This window comes from Stenotrophomonas sp. Steno-C15, from assembly GCF_056393265.1.
Genome location: NZ_JBWJPF010000029.1, coordinates 22,857 through 39,351, shown reverse-complemented (window position 1 = coordinate 39,351; position 16,495 = coordinate 22,857). Strand labels below are relative to the sequence as shown.

The following is a 16,495-nucleotide window of genomic DNA, read 5'->3' as shown; positions in this document are numbered from 1 at the left end:
ACAGCGCTTCCAGGCTGCAGCACGGCAGCGCAGGCAGGCCCTGACCCGCCACGGCCGCGGCCAGCTGCGCATCGGCACCGTCCACATCGATGCCCTGTCGTGCGTACCACGCCGGGTCGTAATAGCTCTGCGCGTAGCGCTCGCCACTGTCGCACAGGATGCTGACGATGCTGCCGTGGCGGCCGGCTTCGCGCATCCACTGCGCCGCCTGCAGCACACCGATGAAGTTGGTGCCGGTGGAGCCTCCCACGCGCCGACCGAGCTGCCGGCTGACGTGGCGCATGGCTGCCAGGCTCAATGCATCCGGCACCTTCACCATCGCATCGACGCTGGTTGGAATGAAGCTCGGCTCCACCCGCGGTCGGCCGATGCCTTCCACACGGGAGCCACCGCTGCAGGTCAGGTCACGCCACTGCTGCTCGCCCGCCACCGCCGCCTGGTAGCCCTCGAAGAACACCGAGATCTCCGGATCCGCGCAGAGGATGCGGGTGTCGTGCCGCCGGTAGCTGACGTAGCGGCCCAGCGTGGCCGCAGTGCCGCCGGTGCCTGGGCTGCACACGATCCACTCGGGTACCGGGCTGGGCTCTTCGGCCATCTGCTTGAAGATGGACTCGGCGATGTTGTTGTTGGCGCGCCAGTCAGTGGCCCGTTCGGCGTAGGTGAACTGGTCCATGAAGTGACCGCCGGTTTCGCGCGCCAGCCGTTCCGATTCGCAGTTGAGATCACAGGCGCGCTCGACCAGGTGGCAGCGGCCACCATGGAATTCGATGGCAGCGATCTTTTCCGGCGAGGTCGTGGCCGGAATCACCGCGATGAAGGGCAGCCCCAGCAGGCGTGCGAAATACGCTTCGGACACCGCGGTCGAGCCGCTCGACGCCTCGATCACCGGCCGCCCTTCGCGCAGCCAGCCGTTGGCCAGCGCGTACAGGAACAGCGAACGCGCCAAGCGGTGCTTGAGGCTGCCGGTGGGGTGGCTGGATTCATCCTTCAGGTAGACATCGATGCCTTCGAACCCGGGCAGCGCCATCGGGATCAGGTGGGTATCGGCGGACCGGTTGAAATCGGCTTCGATCTTGCGGATGGCCGCAGCCACCCAGGCGCGCTGGGACATGGAACGCCACTTCGGTGAGTACAGCTGCGCATTCTACTCCGCCCGCACCGCTGCAACGGGCGCCGCGGCCGCCCTGCACGGCCACGGCGCCTCCACTTCAGATCTTGAAATCGTCGTATGCGATCCGCTCTTCCGTCACCCCCAGCCGCTGCAGCAGCTGCCGGGTCGCGGCCAGCATCGGTGGTGGCCCGCACAGGTAGAACTCGCAGCCGGAAAGATCCGGATGCCGTTGCAGCAGATCCTCATGGATGGCGTCATGCACGCGCCGGCCAGTTCCCTGCCCGGACCAGACGGGATGCCAGCTGAAGTTCGCGTGCGCTGCCTGCAGGGCCTGCATCTGCGCCATGTAGGGGCAATCGCGGTCGCTGCGGGCACCGTACCAGTAGTGGATGCGCTCCTGCCCTCCCTCGGAAAGCCGATGTTCGATCATCGCCCGCAGCGGCGCCATGCCGGCGCCGGCTCCGATGAAGATCTTTTCCCGGGACACGCCGCTGAGCGCGAAATCACCGAACGGTCCGCTGTAGCGGACGCGATCGCCGGGGCGCAACGCGTACAGATAGCTGGACCCTTTGCCCGGCGGATGCCGCTTGCCCTGCTGCCAGCCAGGGCTGAACCGGGCCAGCAGCACCAGGCGCCCCGCTTCGGCGGCAACCGGCATCGCCAGCGAGTACGAACGACGCACCGCCGCCTTGTTGTGCAGGGTTTCCGGCAGGGCCAACGGTGCCCAGTCCTGCCGGTGTTCGTCCGGATGCCAGAGCGCGGAACGGGGCAGCTCGTATTCGGGCACATGCAGCTGCAGGTAGCAGCCGGGTTGATAGAGTGCGTCGGCGGCGTGGTCCGGACGCAGGTGGATCTCGCGCAGGAACGGGGTCACCGCTTCGATCCGCTCGACCGTTGCCTCATGCTCGGTCCACAGGCTGGCACCGCCGGCTACCTCGATCTCCATATCCGCCTCCACCTGCAGGTTGCAGGCGAGCCGGCAGCCGACCTTCAGGCGCGATCCGGCCAGGTGCGCCCGATCTGCGGCGGAAGGGGTTCCAGCCTGTCCACGGACCCGGACTTCGCACAGTCCACAGCTCTGCCCGCCGCCGCAGTTGGAAGGCAGGTTCACGCCTTCGCGGGCCAGCGCCAGGTAGACACTGTCCCCCTGCGCCGCGGCCACGGTGCGCAGGTGCGTGCCTCCCGGGGCGAACACTGCCAACTGCCGGCGGCTGCGCCATCGATGTGGAACGAACTCATGCAGGCGGACGCTTGCCAGCAGCAGCCACGCGCCGGTCAAGGCCATCCACAGCCCCCCCAGCCCCATCCCCACCACCAGCGGATTGTTGAAGTTGGCCCGCGCCGCGTAGTCCATGATGTGCAGCATCCAGAACACATCGAACAGCCGCCACGTTGCGGTGCGATGCTCGAGCACCTGTCCGCTGTCGGCGGAGACGTAGACGGTGGTGTCCTGCGCATCGCCGAAGTCCACCCGCCACACCGCGTCGGGATGGCCGCGCGTCTCCAGACTGTGCGCCAGATGCACCGGCGCTGCGGGCACGCCCTGGCCACGGTAGGCGGCCTGCGCGACGCGCAGCGCGATCACCGGATCGATGGTGATGCGCCTGCCATCACGCGCATCGATCACCTCGGTGCCTTCCGCTGACTGCAGTCGATACACCGGCGCCTGCAGCAGCCAGCCGCTGTCCAGGGTCGCGGCCGGCCACCGCGCAGCACGCAGCGCATCGGCCGGTGAGACGGTATCTGCCGGCCATGCCAGGGGCGCCGCGGGCGCAGCCCGCTGCGAAGTGCCGGCGATCCGGTCCGGGTCAAGCAGGCTCATGCCCAGTCCACTGCCGAGCCAGACCAGGAACTGCAGTCCCACCAGCACCCCGATCCACCTGTGCAGCCGGCGCAGCCACGGCGTCATGCGCGCCTCCTCTGGCCGAAGCTGTAGAACAGCAGCCACACGCCACTGAGGCCGAATGCCAGCCCGATCACCGATGCGACGCGCAGCAGGCCATTGTTGACGTCGGTGCGCTGCTCGTAGTCCATGATGTGGAACATCCACAGGAAATCGAACCAGCGCCACAGGCTGTGCCGGCGCGCCAGCAGTTCACCGCTGTCCGGTGACAGGTACAGCGTGGTGCTTCCGCGGTCAGCGAAATGGACGGCCCACATCGGCACCGGTCGCGTCTTCACTTCCGACGGCGCACGGGTCACCCATTCCACCCGCGCGACCTCGCCTGCGCCCTGGTACAGCGCTGTGGCCAGCGCGATGGCGCCATCCCGGTCCAGCCGCGGCAGGCGCTCTCCACTGCGGGCATCGACCAGGAAGCGTTCCGGTCCGCGCTGGACGTCGTAGACCTCACGCTCCAGCAGCCGCTTGAGGCGGAACGACTGCAGGCCGGGATAACGCGCGGCCAGCACATCGACACCGACCCGATCATGCACCGGCGCCAGCGGTTCGCCACGGACATGGGCCAGGTGGTCGCCATGGATCACCTGCAGCGGCACCACGGTCATGTAGACCCCGCTGAGCATCCACAACAGCGCCTGCACACCGATCACCAGTCCGATCCATTTGTGGGCGCGGCGCGCCCAGAATGCGGGTTTCATCTACCTTCTCTCCCTTGCGGAGCACCCCCGCCGCAGGCGACGGGGGCGCGTGCGATCACCAGCGGTAGCCGATGCGTGCATACCAGCGACGACCGAGCAGGTCGTAGGTCATGGTGTCTGTGTTGGCGTCGGTATAGCTCTGGATGAACGGCGCCGAGCGATCAAAGACGTTGTCCACGCCCAGCGCCACATCCAGCGCCTTGCTGACCGCGTACCTGAGCTGGAGATTGTGATAGAACACCGATGGCGCATGATCACCGATGTCGCCACGCGCGGCATTGATGTCGTCGGCCCGGCCGATGTACTGGGTGGTCCAGGTACCGGACCATTGCCCACGGGACGCGTTCATCGACATCAGTCCACGCCACTTGGCATAGCTGCCACGGCCGCCGGTGATCCTGCCGGCATACGTGATCACCTCTGCTCCGGCATACGGGCGCACGTCATAACGCTGAAGGTAGGAGATGTCGGCACTGATGCTGGCGTCCATGCCCCACGGCTTGAACTCGTAGAGTGCGCCCAGGTCGTAGCCACTGACCTGCTCATCGGCCGTGTTCACCGGCTGCGATGAGAGGTAGTTCACTTCGCCGGTGCGCGGGTCGCGGGTGAAGTTGCTGGCGTCGCAGAACGGATGCGCCAGCGACGGAGTGTTGTAGCAGATGGCCAGCTTGGTGGAGCCGGCGATACGCTGGATCGCGTTCTCGATGCGGATGCGGTAGTAGTCCAGGGTGAGCGTCAGCCCGGGTGCGAACGTGGGTGTCCACACCACCCCGGCGGTGAAGGAGGTCGCATCTTCCGGCTCGAGATCCGCATTGCCGCCGGACGTGGTCAGGATGGTATTGCCCGGCTGCACGTAACCAGCCGGCACGCCATCGGCCTGGCAGTTCGCACGCACGATCGAGCTGGCCGGCAGTCCGCTCCAGCCACTGCAGGGGTCGGTGGTGGTGAGGTTGCCCTCGGACACGCCACCGAACAGTTCGGGGATGTTGGGAATGCGGAATGCCGTAGCATAGGTGCTGCGCAGCTTCAGCGAAGGGCTGACCTGCCAGTCCAGCCCGGCCTTGTAGTTGAAGTCGCGCCCGAACAGGTCGTAGTCGGACACGCGGCCGGCCAGGTTGAGGTACAGCGAATCTGCGATGACCGCGTCCTGCAGCAGCGGCACCGCCAGCTCCATGTACGCTTCCTTGGCCGTGTATCGCCCGGCGATCGGATCCTGCTGGTTGGTGTTGCCGATGCCGAGCACGGTCAACGGATCCGGATCACGCCAACCGCGCTCCCTGCGCACCTCCACGCCCGCGGCAAATCCCACCCAGCCTGCCGGCAGCTCGAAGATCTGCCCGCTGAGATTGGCGGTGAAGCTCTTCTGCTCGTTTCCGCCGGTATCGCGCGAGGTGTACAGGATGTAATCCAGCACGTCACGGCTCAGGTCCCCGTAGCCGAGATAGTCGCCGCAGGGAATCGCTGCGCCGGGCGCGGTACTGCACAGGGACCGGTCCAGCGTCTGGTCGACGCGATCGAGGTTGGCGACATTGTCCGAACCATCCACGCCGGTGTTGCGCCCCCAGTTGAAGGCCACCGACCAGTCCCAGCTGGTGCCGAACTGGCCTTTCAGGCCCGCTACCACCCGGTAGGTGTCGGTCTCCTGGAAGAAGTGGCGGGGACCGGCCTCTTCCAGGCGCCGGCGCTGCAGCAGCAGATCCTGCCCGGTGGGATTGGTCGGATGGTCGGCGGCGATGTTGATCGGCCGGTAGACGCCCAGCCCACCCGAGGTCGCCAGCTGCCTGGACTGGCGGTTGGTGTACATCGCTTCGATGAACGCGCGTGTGCTGTCATTCAACTGGCTGTCGCCGAACACGCTCAGGCTGAGCCGCTCGATCGGGTTGACCGCGTTGAGCGTGGGATTGCCGTTGTAGTTGTGCTTGGCCGCCGAATAGGGCTCGTAGAAATCGCCGTCGCCTCCGGGCACCTGGTTGAAGTTGACCCGTCGGCCATCCGCCAGCAGTGCACGACCACCGATGGTGGACGAACTGCCGGAGCAGACCAGCCGGCCATCGGATTCGATCAGGCCGCAGGGCGCGCGCGAGGCCATGTTGACCGCTCCGCTGTCGAAGTAGCTGACCGCAGCCATCAGCGAGCCGCGTTCGCTGCTGACACCCCAGCTGACATCGACCGAGGTTTCCTCGCCGTCGCCCTGGCTGGTCTGGCCATAGCGCACCACCGCTTCGGCACCCTCGAATCCCTGCTTGGTGATGATGTTGACCACGCCAGCCACCGCATCGGCGCCATAGATTGCCGATGCACCGTCCTTGAGCACCTCCACGCGCTCGATCAGTGAGACCGGAATGACATTGAGGTCGACCGAACTGTTGGCGCCGGTGCCGCCATTGACGATGCGCCGGCCGTTGAGCAGGACCAGGGTCCGGTTGATGCCGAGACCGCGCAGATTGACCTGGGTGGTGCCGTAGCCGTTCTCGGCCCAGTACGCATTGCTCTGGCTGCCCGCGAACCCTGCCGAGGCCGGCAGGCGCTGCAGCAGGGTTTCCACCGAGGTGGCGCCGGAACGTTCGATGGCCTCGGCATCGACCACGCTCACCGGGCCGACGCCTGACAGCTGCGCGCGCTTGATGTGGCTGCCGGTCACCTGCACGGTATCCAGCGTGCGTGCCTTCGCATCGGGCGACTGCGCATCCTGCGCGGCGACGGAGTGGACAACGGAGACGCACAGCAGACTGCCGATGGCCGCAGCCATGGCATTGGACTTCAGATACATGTTTTCTCTCCCGCAGGAATACTGTCTCTGGGTGCCCCCGCCACGATTCGGGCAAAGGGACACGACGGCGTCATGTCGACGCGGGGACAGCCGCTCAGGCGATGGGAGGTCGGAATACGCGGGAAAGTTTGCTGGCAGGCAGGATCAGTGCCGGCAGCGCAATGTCCAGCGCGATGCGCGGATGGGCGCTGGGCAGCAGCAGCGATGGCATCGGAGGGTAGAGACTCAACAGGCAGCGGCAGTCGCAGCCGGCCGCATCGACACAGCTGCAGTGATCCTTGTGCACGTCGCCGGCGGCCACCGGCGCCTGATCATGGCGGGTGTGGCCCGACGCCGGTGCCGCGCTGCGCGGTGTTGCCTGGCAGCCCGCAATCGCCCGGCCCGCGGAGCCTGCAGCGTCCCCGCCAGGCAGCGCCATGCGCGTCCCCGCCCACGCTCCGAAGACACCTTCGAAGAGGAGCACGGCCATCAGCAGCAGCGGCAGCCATCGGCGGTAAGGCATGGGACCCCTGAAGACCCTCGGTTATTTGTATATACATACAATCATTAGCGCGGCAGGCAACGGGCTGTCAACCGCCCGCGACGATGCGCGGGCGTCTCGCCATCCCTGCCGGATTCCCCTGCGTCCCACTGCCGCGCCCTACTGCTCTGGTTGCAGGCATTTCACCCGGCGTTGCGGAAGCGCTCATCCCATTGCGGACGCACACCGATTATCCTGCGCTGCAACATGACCCGACGATCCCAGATCGACAACGAGGATGCAAGCGAAGTGCGGGTTCCGGCAACTGCCGGTTTCAGATGCAACTTCCAGCCACTCTCCGCGGGTCATTTCCCCCCATTGCTGACAGGACGCGAATCATGAGCCTTTCTTCCCTCCAACAGGTCCCCGGCGTCGCCGCCCAGGCCCCGGCCGAAACCACCGGCTTCGTGTTCAACCACACCATGCTGCGGGTGAAGGACATCACCGCCTCGCTGGACTTCTACACCCGCGTGCTGGGCTACCGGCTGATCGACAAGCGTGACTTCGCCGAAGCGCAGTTCAGCCTGTATTTCCTGGCCTACGTGCCGTCCGGCGCCGTGGTGCCGGAAGACGATGCCGAGCGCCGCCTGTGGATGGCCGGCCTGCCGGGCGTGCTGGAGCTGACCCACAACCACGGCACCGAAGCCCAGGATGGCCCGGTCTACCACGACGGCAACAGCGATCCGCGCGGCTTCGGCCACATCTGCGTCTCGGTGCCCGAGCTGGAAGCTGCCTGCCAGCGCTTCGAAGATCTGGGCGTGCCGTTCCAGAAGCGCCTGACCGACGGTCGCATGAAGAACATCGCCTTCATCAAGGACCCCGACGGCTACTGGGTGGAAATCATCGCCAACGCCTGATCCGGAAAGGGGCACAATTGCGCTGGCGCCAGGCCATGCCCGGCGGCCTTGCTCCGATATTCATCGCACGGGAAGCAGGCCGCGCTGCGCGCTCGCCGGGCGCGGCCCGGCGCTATCCACACTGTCCCCTTTTCTGTAGAGGTACGCATGGAAACTATGGAACTGCACCGCGGTCGATTGATCGATCACCTGCAGCTGGTGGTGCGCGACCTGCCGGCCAGCCGCCGCTTCTACCAGGCGGTGTTCGACACGATCGGCATTCCGGTTGCCGGCGAAGGGCCGGACTATTTCTGGGCTGACGAGCTGTTCATTTCCACCGCCAGCAGCGAAGCCGCTGCCGGCCAGCTGACCGGACGCCACCACCTGGCATTCCAGGCGCGCGATGCGGCGACCGTCGATGCGTTTCATGCTGCCGCCATCGCCGCTGGCGGCACCGACAACGGCGCACCGGGCGAGCGCCCCTATCATCCGGGCTACTACGGCGCGTTCGTGCTTGACCCGGATGGCAACAACATCGAGGTGGTCTATCACGGCCCGGCGCGCTACAGCGCCGATTCGGTAACGGTGACGTTCTGATTCCACCGATGCCGTGAACGAAGAAGCCGGGCAGTGCCCGGCTTCTTTTTTTCTACTGCGCCGGCGTCAATGCGCGGCCATGTAGATGTCCTGCAGCACGGCCTTTTCCAGCTCCAGCTCGCCCAGCAGATTCTTCACGATGTCGCCCAGGCTGAGGATGCCGACCAGGCGCGTGCCATCGGTGACCATCAGATGACGGCGCCGCGAGTACGTCATCAACGACATGGCCTGCTTCAGGGTGGCCTCCGGTGCGATGCCTTCCAGTCCCGTGGACGGCAGGGTGGAAATCACCCGGCGGCCGGCCTGCGGGCCATCGTCAGCCAGGGTACGCACGATGTCTTTCTCGGAGATGATGCCGACCGGCGCATCATCCTTCATCACCACCAGGGCAGCGATCCTGTTCGCGCTCATCTTGTGGGCGGCGGCACCGATGGTGTCTTCCTCATCGATGGTGATGACAGCTTCTTTCTTGGATTGCAGGAGTTCGCGGACGTTCATTCTTGTTTCCTGTTGCAGGTCACTGAAGTCAAAAAAGTGTGCTCTTCCGATTCGCCCCCTCCCCGGGAACAGACCTTTCAGTGCACGTCTGGCGCACCGGTCTGCCCATGGGGAATGCATCGGCAAGGCGAGGTGCTGCAACGCGAACGAGGCGGGTCCGGCAACGCAACCCGTATCTCGGTCGGCTCGATTCTACGACTGCGATCCTCGGTCACTACCGGCATCGATAGGACAGTACGTCGTGGGAACCTGCCGACGATCCAGAGAATGGCACTGCGGCTGAAACCGCCGCTGAACACGCGCGGTGCCGCGCGTTAAAGATTGATGGCCTGCTGCCGAACGCGGACAGAACACCCTGCGGGTGTCCCACTTGGCGCTGTGAGCGGCGCAAACGAAAGGGGGCCACGTGGCCCCCTTCACCTGCAGCATCCCATGCAGCCGACGGCAGTTACTCCACCGTCACGCTCTTGGCCAGGTTGCGTGGCTTGTCCACGTCGGTGCCACGCGCCAGTGCGGTGTGGTAGGCCAGCAGCTGCACCGGAATGGTATGCACCACCGGACTGAGCACGCCCGCGTGGCGCGGCGTACGGATCACATGCACGCCTTCGCTTTCCGAGAAGTTGCTGTCCTGGTCGGCGAACACGAAAAGCTCGCCTCCCCGCGCGCGGACTTCCTGCATGTTGGACTTCACCTTCTCCAGCAGGCTGTCGTTGGGGGCGATCACCACCACCGGCATGTCCTCGTCCACCAGCGCCAGCGGACCGTGCTTGAGCTCGCCCGCCGGATACGCCTCGGCATGGATGTAGGAGATCTCCTTGAGCTTGAGCGAACCTTCCAGTGCGATCGGATAGTGCAGTCCACGGCCCAGGAACAGCGCGTTGGATTTGCGCGCGAAGCGCTCGGCCCAGGCCGCGATCTGCGGCTCCAGGTTCAACGCGTGCTGCACGCTGCCCGGCAGGAAGCGCAGCTGCTCCAGATAGTCGGCTTCCTGTGCGGCATCGACGCGCCCATGCAGCTTGCCCAGCACCACGGTCAGCTGGAACAGCGCGGCCAGCTGGGTAGTGAACGCCTTGGTCGAAGCCACGCCGATCTCGGCCCCGGCACGGGTATAGCAGACCAGTTCACTGGCGCGTGGAATCGCGCTTTCCGGCACGTTGCAGATAGACAGCGTGTGCTGGTGGCCGAGCGACTTGGCGTACTTCAGCGCCTCCATCGTGTCCAGCGTTTCGCCGGACTGGGAGATCGTCACCACCAGGTGCTTCGGGTTCGCATACGCCGCGCGGTAGCGGTACTCGCTGGCGATCTCCACGCTGCACGGCAGGCCGGCGATGGACTCGATCCAGTAGCGCGCGGTCAGGCCGGCGTAGTAGCTGGTGCCGCACGCCAGGATCTGCACGCCTTCGATGCCCGCCAGCACCGCCTCGGCATTCCTGCCGAACAGCTCGGCCGGGAAGCCACCGGCGTCGATCGCCGCCTCGATGGTGTCACCCAGCGCGCGCGGCTGCTCGTGGATTTCCTTCTGCATGAAATGGCGGTAAGGGCCAAGTTCCAGCGAGGCCAGCGACACGTCGGACAGGTGCACCTCGCGCTGTACCGGATGATCGTGCTCGTCGAAGATGCGCACACCCTCGCGGCGCACCTCGGCGGTGTCGCCCTCCTCCAGGAAGATCACCTTGCGGGTGGCCGAGATCACCGCCGAGACATCGGAGGCAACGAAATTCTCGCCTTCGCCCAGGCCGACCAGCAGCGGGCAGCCCATGCGTGCGCAGACGAAGCGCTCCGGCTCGGCACGGCTGACCACGGCCAGTGCATAGGCGCCGGTGAGTTCCTTCACGGTGCGCTGCAGCGCCACCAGCAGATCGTCACCGCTCTGCAGATGATGATGGATCAGGTGGGCGATCACTTCGGTGTCGGTCTGCGACTCGAAGGTGTAGCCCAGCGCGCGCAGCCGCTCGCGCTGTTCTTCATGGTTCTCGATGATGCCGTTGTGGACCAGGGCCACGCCCTGGCTGATGTGCGGATGCGCATTGGCCTCGGTGACGCCGCCATGGGTGGCCCAACGCGTATGGCCGATACCCAGCTGCGCATTGAACCCCTCGGCGGCGGCGGCAGCGGCCATCTCGGCGACCCTGCCGGTGCGGCGGACGCGGTGCACGTCAGGGCGATCGGTCGCGTCGATCACCGCGATGCCTGAAGAATCGTAGCCGCGGTACTCCAGTCGCTTCAGACCTTCGATCAGCACCGGCACCACGTCGCGATCAGCGATCGCTCCCACGATTCCACACATGTCACGCATTTCCTTGAAGACGGTCGCGGCATTCTAGCGTGCGTGTCCGGTTTCCCCCTCCTGTCCGCTTAATGAATGTGTCCGCACAGGTGTCCGCGGACACCCGGACACCGCCAACCGAATTGCAAATCATTGATAGAAAAGGAAATAAAGTTGGCACGCAACGTGCTTGGTATGGATCACCACCGTCAGGCACGAACCCGATGATCCGCGACACTTCCGCCCAGGACCAGATCGTTTCCTCCACCCCGGCCCGCCCGACCGCCGCCGCCTGGCATCGCTACCGTTGGCCGGCACTGGGCAGCATCGCCCTGCTCGCCGGCATCGGCTGGGCCGTGTACGCCTGGGCAAACGCCAGCCGCTCGTTCGACAGCAGTCGGGTGCGCATCGCCGAAGTGCAACGTGGCGACCTGGTGCGTGACATCGCTGCCGACGGCCGTGTGATCGCCGCCAACAGCCCGGTGCTGTATGCGATCTCCGCCGGTACCGTGGACCTGAAGGTCGTGGCCGGCGACGTGGTCAAGAAGGGACAGGAGCTGGCGATCATCGACAGCCCGGAACTGCGCAGCAAGCTGGCCCAGGAACAGGCCACCCTGGCTGGCCTGGAAGCCGAGGCCAGCCGCGCCGCGCTGGACGCAACGCTGGCCCGCGCCAAGTCGCGCAAGGAAACCGATCAGGCCACCATCGAGCGCCAGGCTGCCGATCGCGACCTGCAACGCTACCAGCGCGGCTTCGACGGCGGTGCGGTGCCGCAGATCGACCTGGCCAAGGCCCAGGACAGCCTGAAGAAGGCCGACATCAGCCTTGCCAACGCCACCACCGATGCCCGCCTGCAGAGCCAGGGCGCCGACCTGGATGCACGCAACAAGCGGTTGCTGGCCGATCGCCAGAAGGCGGTGGTGGCCGAAGTGCAGCGCCAGGTCGATGCGCTGACCCTGCGCGCGCCGTTTGATGGCCAGGTAGGCCAGGTGCAGGCCACCCAGTCCACCAACCTGGCGGCCAATGCGCCGGTGCTGGGCGTGGTGGACCTGTCCAAGTTCGAAGTCGAGATCAAGGTTCCGGAAAGCTTCGCTCGTGATCTGGCCATCGGCATGCCCGCACAGCTCACCGGCGGCAACGGCCAGCCGTTCCCGGGCGAGATCAGCGCGGTGTCGCCGGAAGTGGTGAACGGCGAGGTCAATGCCCGCGTGCGCTTCGCCGACAAGCAGCCCGAAGGCCTGCGCCAGAGCCAGCGCATGTCGGTCCGGGTGCTGCTGGATACCCGCAAGAACGTGCTGAAGGTCGAGCGCGGCCCGTTCGTCGAACAGGGCAACGGCGTGGCCTACGTGATGGATGGCCGCACAGCGGTGCGCCGTCCGGTGGAACTGGGCGTCAGCAGCCTGGGCGAAGTGGAAATCAAGTCGGGTGTGCAGCCGGGCGACCGTATCGTGGTCTCCGGCAGCGACCTGTTCAAGGACGCCGAACGCGTCTCCGTCAACTGATACATCCTGGAGAGAGGACACCCCATGTACATGCTCGAAATGCGTTCGGTCGCCAAGGTCTTCCGCACTGAACAGGTGGAAACCCATGCACTGCGCTCGCTGGAACTGCAGGTCAAGGAGGGCGAGTTCGTCGCCGTCACCGGTCCCTCCGGCTCCGGCAAGACCACCTTCCTCAACATCGCCGGCCTGCTGGAAACCTTCACCAGCGGCACCTACCTGCTTGATGGCGAGGATGTCAGCCAGCTCGGTGATGATGCGCGCAGCCGCCTGCGCAACCAGAAGATCGGCTTCATCTTCCAGGGCTTCAACCTGATTCCGGACCTGAACCTGTTCGACAACGTCGACGTGCCGCTTCGCTACCGCAAGATGAGTGCCGGCGAGCGCCGTGAGCGCATCGAGAAGGCGCTGACCCAGGTCGGCCTGGGCTCACGCATGAAGCACTACCCGAACGAACTGTCCGGCGGCCAGCAGCAGCGCGCGGCGATTGCCCGTGCCCTCGCCGGCAGCCCGCGCCTGCTGCTGGCCGACGAACCGACCGGCAACCTGGATACGCAGATGGCACGTGGCGTGATGGAGCTGCTGGAGGAAATCAACGCGGCCGGCACCACCATCGTCATGGTCACCCATGATCCGGAACTGGCCGCGCGTGCGCAGCGCAACGTGCACATCGTCGATGGCCAGGTCACCGACCTGGTGCGCGAGCCGGTGCTGGCCACCCCGCGCCGCATCGTCGCCGTCAACGAGTGAGGGCATGCCCATGTTCGCCTACTACGCTCGACTGGCGGTACGCAGCTTCCGCCGCAACAAGGTACTGACCGCGCTGATGGTGGTGGCCATCGCACTGGGCATCGGTGCCTCGATGACCACTCTGACCGTGTTCCATGTCCTGTCCGGCGATCCGATTCCGGAGAAGAGCGACCGCCTGTTCTACGCGCAGCTCGATCCGCGGCCGCGCTCCGGCTACCTGACGGACGAGGAGCCGGAAGGCCAGATGACGCGGTTCGACGCCGAAGCCCTGCTGCGCGAGAAGCGCGCCTTGCACCAGGCGATGATGAGTGGCGGCAGTGCCATCGTCGAGCCGGAGGGCAGCACCCTCAAGCCGTTCTCGGTGGATACGCGCTGGACCTCGGCGGACTTCTTCCCGATGTTCAACGTGCCGATGCAGTACGGCCGCGCCTGGTCTGCCAGCGACGACGATGCACACAGCCGCGTGGTGGTGCTGTCCAAGGCCATCAATGAAAAGCTGTTCCAGGGCGCCAACAGCGTGGGCCGCGAGATCCGCGTGAACAGCCAGTCGCTGCGCGTGATCGGCGTGATGAAGGAATGGAATCCCGAACCGCAGTTCTTCGACCTGACCACCGGTTCCTACGGCAAGGACGAGGACCTGCTGGTGCCGTTCTCCACTGCCATGGATCTGGATTTCGGCAACAACGGCAACATGAACTGCTTCCGCGACGGCGGCCCGGGCGGCGACAGCCACTCGCTCAGTGCGGCCTGCACCTGGATCCAGTACTGGGTCGAGCTGGAGCCGGGCAAGGTCGATGACTACCGCCGCTATCTGGTGAACTACTCCGACCAGCAGCGCGCTGCAGGCCGCTTCGAGCGTCCCGCCAACGTGCGTGTGCGCAGCGTCATGGAGTGGCTGGACTTCAACGGTGCGGTGCCCAGCGACGTGCGCCTGCAGATGTGGCTGGCGCTGGGCTTCCTGGGCGTGTGCCTGGTCAATACGGTCGGTCTGCTGCTGGCCAAGTTCCTGCGCCGCAGCGGTGAGATCGGCGTGCGGCGTGCGCTGGGTGCCAGCCGTGGGCAGATCTTCCTGCAGTGCCTGGTCGAAGCCGGTGCCATCGGTGTGGTCGGCGGTGTGCTCGGCATCGGCCTGGCCCTGATCGGTCTGGCCGCAGTGCGCAGGCAGCCGGTGGAGTACGCCCAGCTGGCCCATCTGGACGGCAGCATGCTGCTGCTCGCCCTCGGCCTGACCCTGCTGGCCAGCCTGGCCGCCGGATTCCTTCCGGCCTGGCGTGCCATGCAGGTCACCCCCGCCATCCAGCTCAAGTCGCAGTAAGCACAAGGACACTGCCATGGATATCCGCCCCATCCTCAGCACGCTGCGCCGGCACAAGACCGCCGCTGCCCTGATCGTGCTGGAAATCGCGCTGACCTGCGCCATCGTCTGCAACGCGTTGTTCCTGGTCAGCCAGCGCGTGGAGAAGATCACCCAGCCCAGCGGCCTGGCCGAGAACGAACTGGTGATCGTCCGTACCAGTGGCATCGGTACCCAGACCAATGCCATGGCGCGTACCCAGGAAGACCTGGCCGCGCTGCGCGCCGTTCCCGGTGCGACCAGCGTGACCAAGGTCAACCAGCTGCCGTTCCGCCCCAGCTCGTCCAATACCAGCATCTCGCGCGAGCGCGACCAGGAACGGCCGACGACCTCGGCGACGTTGTACATGTTCAACGAAGGTGCGTTGTCCACCCTGGGCCTGCAGCTGGTGGCCGGCCGTGACTTCCTGCCCGGCGAGTACATCGACTTCGAGGACGCACGCAAGTCGGCCAGCACCACACCGGACAAGGCATCGGCGGTGATCCTCAACCAGGCCGTGGCCGAGAAGATGTTCCCGGGCCAGAACCCGCTGGGCAAGACCTTCTACATGGGTCGGCAGGCGCTGCACGTGGTGGGCGTGGTTGCCCACCTCGCGCCGCCGACGGACTGGAACAACAACACCACCCTGTCGATGATCCTGCCGGTGCGCACCGACTTTGCCAGCGGCGGCCCGTACATGCTGCGCACCACGCCCGAACGCCGCGATGAAGTGCTGAAGGGTGCCCTGGCGGCTCTGGAACGCAACGATCCCAACCGCCTGGTGCGCGAGAAGCTCAGCTATGAGGACCAGCGCAACGACTACTTCAAGAACGACCGGGCGATGGTCGGGCTGCTGGTCACCGTATGCATCGCCCTGCTGGTGGTGACGGCGCTGGGCATCGTCGGCCTGGCCAGCTTCTGGGTGCAGCAGCGCAGCAAGCAGATCGGCATCCGCCGTGCCCTCGGTGCCACCCGCGGCCAGGTGCTGCGCTACTTCCAGACCGAGAACTTCCTGCTGGCCTCGCTGGGCATCGTGCTGGGCATGCTGGCGGCCTACGCCATCAATCTGTGGTTGATGAACATGTACGAGCTGCCTCGCATGCCGCTGCTGTACCTGCCGCTGGGTGCGGTGCTGCTGTGGGCACTGGGCCAGATCGCCGTGTTCGGCCCTGCGCGCCGGGCGGCCGCCGTGCCTCCGGCCGTCGCCACGCGGGGGGCCTGACATGCGCGCACCTTTCCTGGCGATGATGCTGATGCTGCCGCTGCCGGCCCTTGCCGGCAGCAGCAACCAGCAGACCATGAGCTGGCAGGACGACGGCGCCCATGTGGCGCTGGCGTCCTCGGGTGGCCACGTGCGGGTCGATGCGGCGCATCCGGAGGCGCGCTTCGGCGTGCGCCGTGGCGACCGCATCCTGCGCGTGGACGATACCGCCGTGCAGCAGGTCGACCAGCTGACAGCCGCGATGCAGGCCACCGACGCATCCAGCGTACGGCTGCTGCTGCAGCGCGATGGAAAGACGCTGACCGTGCCGGTGTCCCTGGCTGGCTGGCGGCCCCTGCTGTCACCGCCCACCGCACCACCACCGCCGCCGGCTCCGCCGCCGCCACGACGGTGATCCGGCACCGGCTGCAGGGCGGCAGCTTTTAGCTATGCTTGATGGGTGGCGCCGGCTCCTGCCGGCGCCCTGGAACCTACAGCTCTCTCCGGCGCTGCCCA

At 66.3% G+C, this 16,495-nt stretch carries 14 protein-coding genes; 7 read left to right on the top strand and 7 right to left on the bottom strand.

What is annotated here, in order from left to right:
- From AC06FB_RS17060 to AC06FB_RS17040, 5 genes are all read right to left on the bottom strand, one after another.
- Positions 1-1,111 (bottom strand): PLP-dependent cysteine synthase family protein (locus AC06FB_RS17060; RefSeq protein ID WP_065181781.1); only part of this gene is annotated, 1,111 nt, incomplete at its 3' end.
- Positions 1,112-1,208: 97 nt separating this feature from the next.
- Positions 1,209-3,020, bottom strand: a complete 1,812-nt coding sequence (locus AC06FB_RS17055; protein ID WP_345780482.1) for a 2Fe-2S iron-sulfur cluster-binding protein — start codon at positions 3,018-3,020, stop codon at positions 1,209-1,211.
- Positions 3,017-3,709, bottom strand: a complete 693-nt coding sequence (locus tag AC06FB_RS17050; protein WP_065181783.1) for a PepSY domain-containing protein — start codon at positions 3,707-3,709, stop codon at positions 3,017-3,019. Before AC06FB_RS17050 ends, AC06FB_RS17055 begins: the two co-directional genes overlap by 4 nt.
- 55 nt (positions 3,710-3,764) lie before the next feature.
- Complete coding sequence (locus AC06FB_RS17045; RefSeq protein WP_111186214.1) at positions 3,765-6,479, bottom strand: TonB-dependent receptor; 2,715 nt, start codon at positions 6,477-6,479, stop codon at positions 3,765-3,767.
- A 94-nt stretch (positions 6,480-6,573) separates the two neighbouring features.
- A complete protein-coding gene (locus AC06FB_RS17040; protein ID WP_053518715.1) occupies positions 6,574-6,981 on the bottom strand; it encodes a CopL family metal-binding regulatory protein in 408 nt (135 codons plus the stop codon).
- A 356-nt stretch (positions 6,982-7,337) separates the two neighbouring features.
- On the opposite strand from AC06FB_RS17040, the gene gloA reads away from it, so the two are divergent.
- The gene (gloA, locus tag AC06FB_RS17035; protein WP_053518716.1) at positions 7,338-7,856 is read left to right on the top strand and encodes a lactoylglutathione lyase; all 519 of its coding nucleotides are present in this window, start codon (positions 7,338-7,340) and stop codon (positions 7,854-7,856) included.
- Positions 7,857-8,003: 147 nt separating this feature from the next.
- A complete protein-coding gene (locus AC06FB_RS17030) occupies positions 8,004-8,432 on the top strand; it encodes a VOC family protein (protein WP_478053920.1) in 429 nt (142 codons plus the stop codon).
- A 66-nt stretch (positions 8,433-8,498) separates the two neighbouring features.
- Here the strand turns inward: AC06FB_RS17030 and AC06FB_RS17025 are convergent, their stop codons facing one another.
- Together AC06FB_RS17025 and glmS are read right to left on the bottom strand one after the other, a co-directional pair.
- A complete protein-coding gene (locus AC06FB_RS17025; protein ID WP_478053919.1) occupies positions 8,499-8,930 on the bottom strand; it encodes a CBS domain-containing protein in 432 nt (143 codons plus the stop codon).
- 448 nt (positions 8,931-9,378) lie between these two features.
- Complete coding sequence (gene glmS, locus AC06FB_RS17020) at positions 9,379-11,217, bottom strand: glutamine--fructose-6-phosphate transaminase (isomerizing) (protein ID WP_065181785.1); 1,839 nt, start codon at positions 11,215-11,217, stop codon at positions 9,379-9,381.
- Between the two features lie 203 nt (positions 11,218-11,420).
- Here glmS and AC06FB_RS17015 point away from each other — a divergent pair, with 203 nt between their 5' ends.
- Genes AC06FB_RS17015 through AC06FB_RS16995 form a run of 5 tightly spaced genes read left to right on the top strand, consistent with a single transcriptional unit; the run spans position 11,421 to position 16,394 of the window.
- Positions 11,421-12,698 (top strand): efflux RND transporter periplasmic adaptor subunit, encoded by a 1,278-nt coding sequence (locus tag AC06FB_RS17015; protein ID WP_053518722.1) that lies wholly within the window; start codon positions 11,421-11,423, stop codon positions 12,696-12,698.
- A 24-nt stretch (positions 12,699-12,722) separates the two neighbouring features.
- On the top strand, positions 12,723-13,445 hold the full coding sequence (locus tag AC06FB_RS17010; protein WP_053518723.1) for an ABC transporter ATP-binding protein: 723 nt from the start codon (positions 12,723-12,725) through the stop codon (positions 13,443-13,445).
- A 10-nt stretch (positions 13,446-13,455) separates the two neighbouring features.
- Positions 13,456-14,760: an ABC transporter permease gene (locus tag AC06FB_RS17005; RefSeq protein ID WP_478053921.1), complete on the top strand. Its 1,305-nt coding sequence runs from the start codon at positions 13,456-13,458 to the stop codon at positions 14,758-14,760.
- A 16-nt stretch (positions 14,761-14,776) separates the two neighbouring features.
- Entirely contained in the window at positions 14,777-16,000 is a 1,224-nt protein-coding gene (locus AC06FB_RS17000) for an ABC transporter permease (RefSeq protein ID WP_053518725.1), read from the top strand.
- A 1-nt stretch (position 16,001) separates the two neighbouring features.
- A complete protein-coding gene (locus AC06FB_RS16995; RefSeq protein ID WP_180876814.1) occupies positions 16,002-16,394 on the top strand; it encodes a PDZ domain-containing protein in 393 nt (130 codons plus the stop codon).
- Positions 16,395-16,495: the final 101 nt, after the last annotated feature.

Coding starts and splice junctions, on each gene's coding strand:
- AC06FB_RS17055 (WP_345780482.1), bottom strand. CDS start 3,020: ATGACGCCGTGGCTGCGCCGGCTGCACAGGTGGATCGGGGTGCTGGTG.
- AC06FB_RS17050 (WP_065181783.1), bottom strand. CDS start 3,709: ATGAAACCCGCATTCTGGGCGCGCCGCGCCCACAAATGGATCGGACTG.
- AC06FB_RS17045 (WP_111186214.1), bottom strand. CDS start 6,479: ATGTATCTGAAGTCCAATGCCATGGCTGCGGCCATCGGCAGTCTGCTG.
- AC06FB_RS17040 (WP_053518715.1), bottom strand. CDS start 6,981: ATGCCTTACCGCCGATGGCTGCCGCTGCTGCTGATGGCCGTGCTCCTC.
- gloA (WP_053518716.1), top strand. CDS start 7,338: ATGAGCCTTTCTTCCCTCCAACAGGTCCCCGGCGTCGCCGCCCAGGCC.
- AC06FB_RS17030 (WP_478053920.1), top strand. CDS start 8,004: ATGGAAACTATGGAACTGCACCGCGGTCGATTGATCGATCACCTGCAG.
- AC06FB_RS17025 (WP_478053919.1), bottom strand. CDS start 8,930: ATGAACGTCCGCGAACTCCTGCAATCCAAGAAAGAAGCTGTCATCACC.
- glmS (WP_065181785.1), bottom strand. CDS start 11,217: ATGTGTGGAATCGTGGGAGCGATCGCTGATCGCGACGTGGTGCCGGTG.
- AC06FB_RS17015 (WP_053518722.1), top strand. CDS start 11,421: ATGATCCGCGACACTTCCGCCCAGGACCAGATCGTTTCCTCCACCCCG.
- AC06FB_RS17010 (WP_053518723.1), top strand. CDS start 12,723: ATGTACATGCTCGAAATGCGTTCGGTCGCCAAGGTCTTCCGCACTGAA.
- AC06FB_RS17005 (WP_478053921.1), top strand. CDS start 13,456: ATGTTCGCCTACTACGCTCGACTGGCGGTACGCAGCTTCCGCCGCAAC.
- AC06FB_RS17000 (WP_053518725.1), top strand. CDS start 14,777: ATGGATATCCGCCCCATCCTCAGCACGCTGCGCCGGCACAAGACCGCC.
- AC06FB_RS16995 (WP_180876814.1), top strand. CDS start 16,002: ATGCGCGCACCTTTCCTGGCGATGATGCTGATGCTGCCGCTGCCGGCC.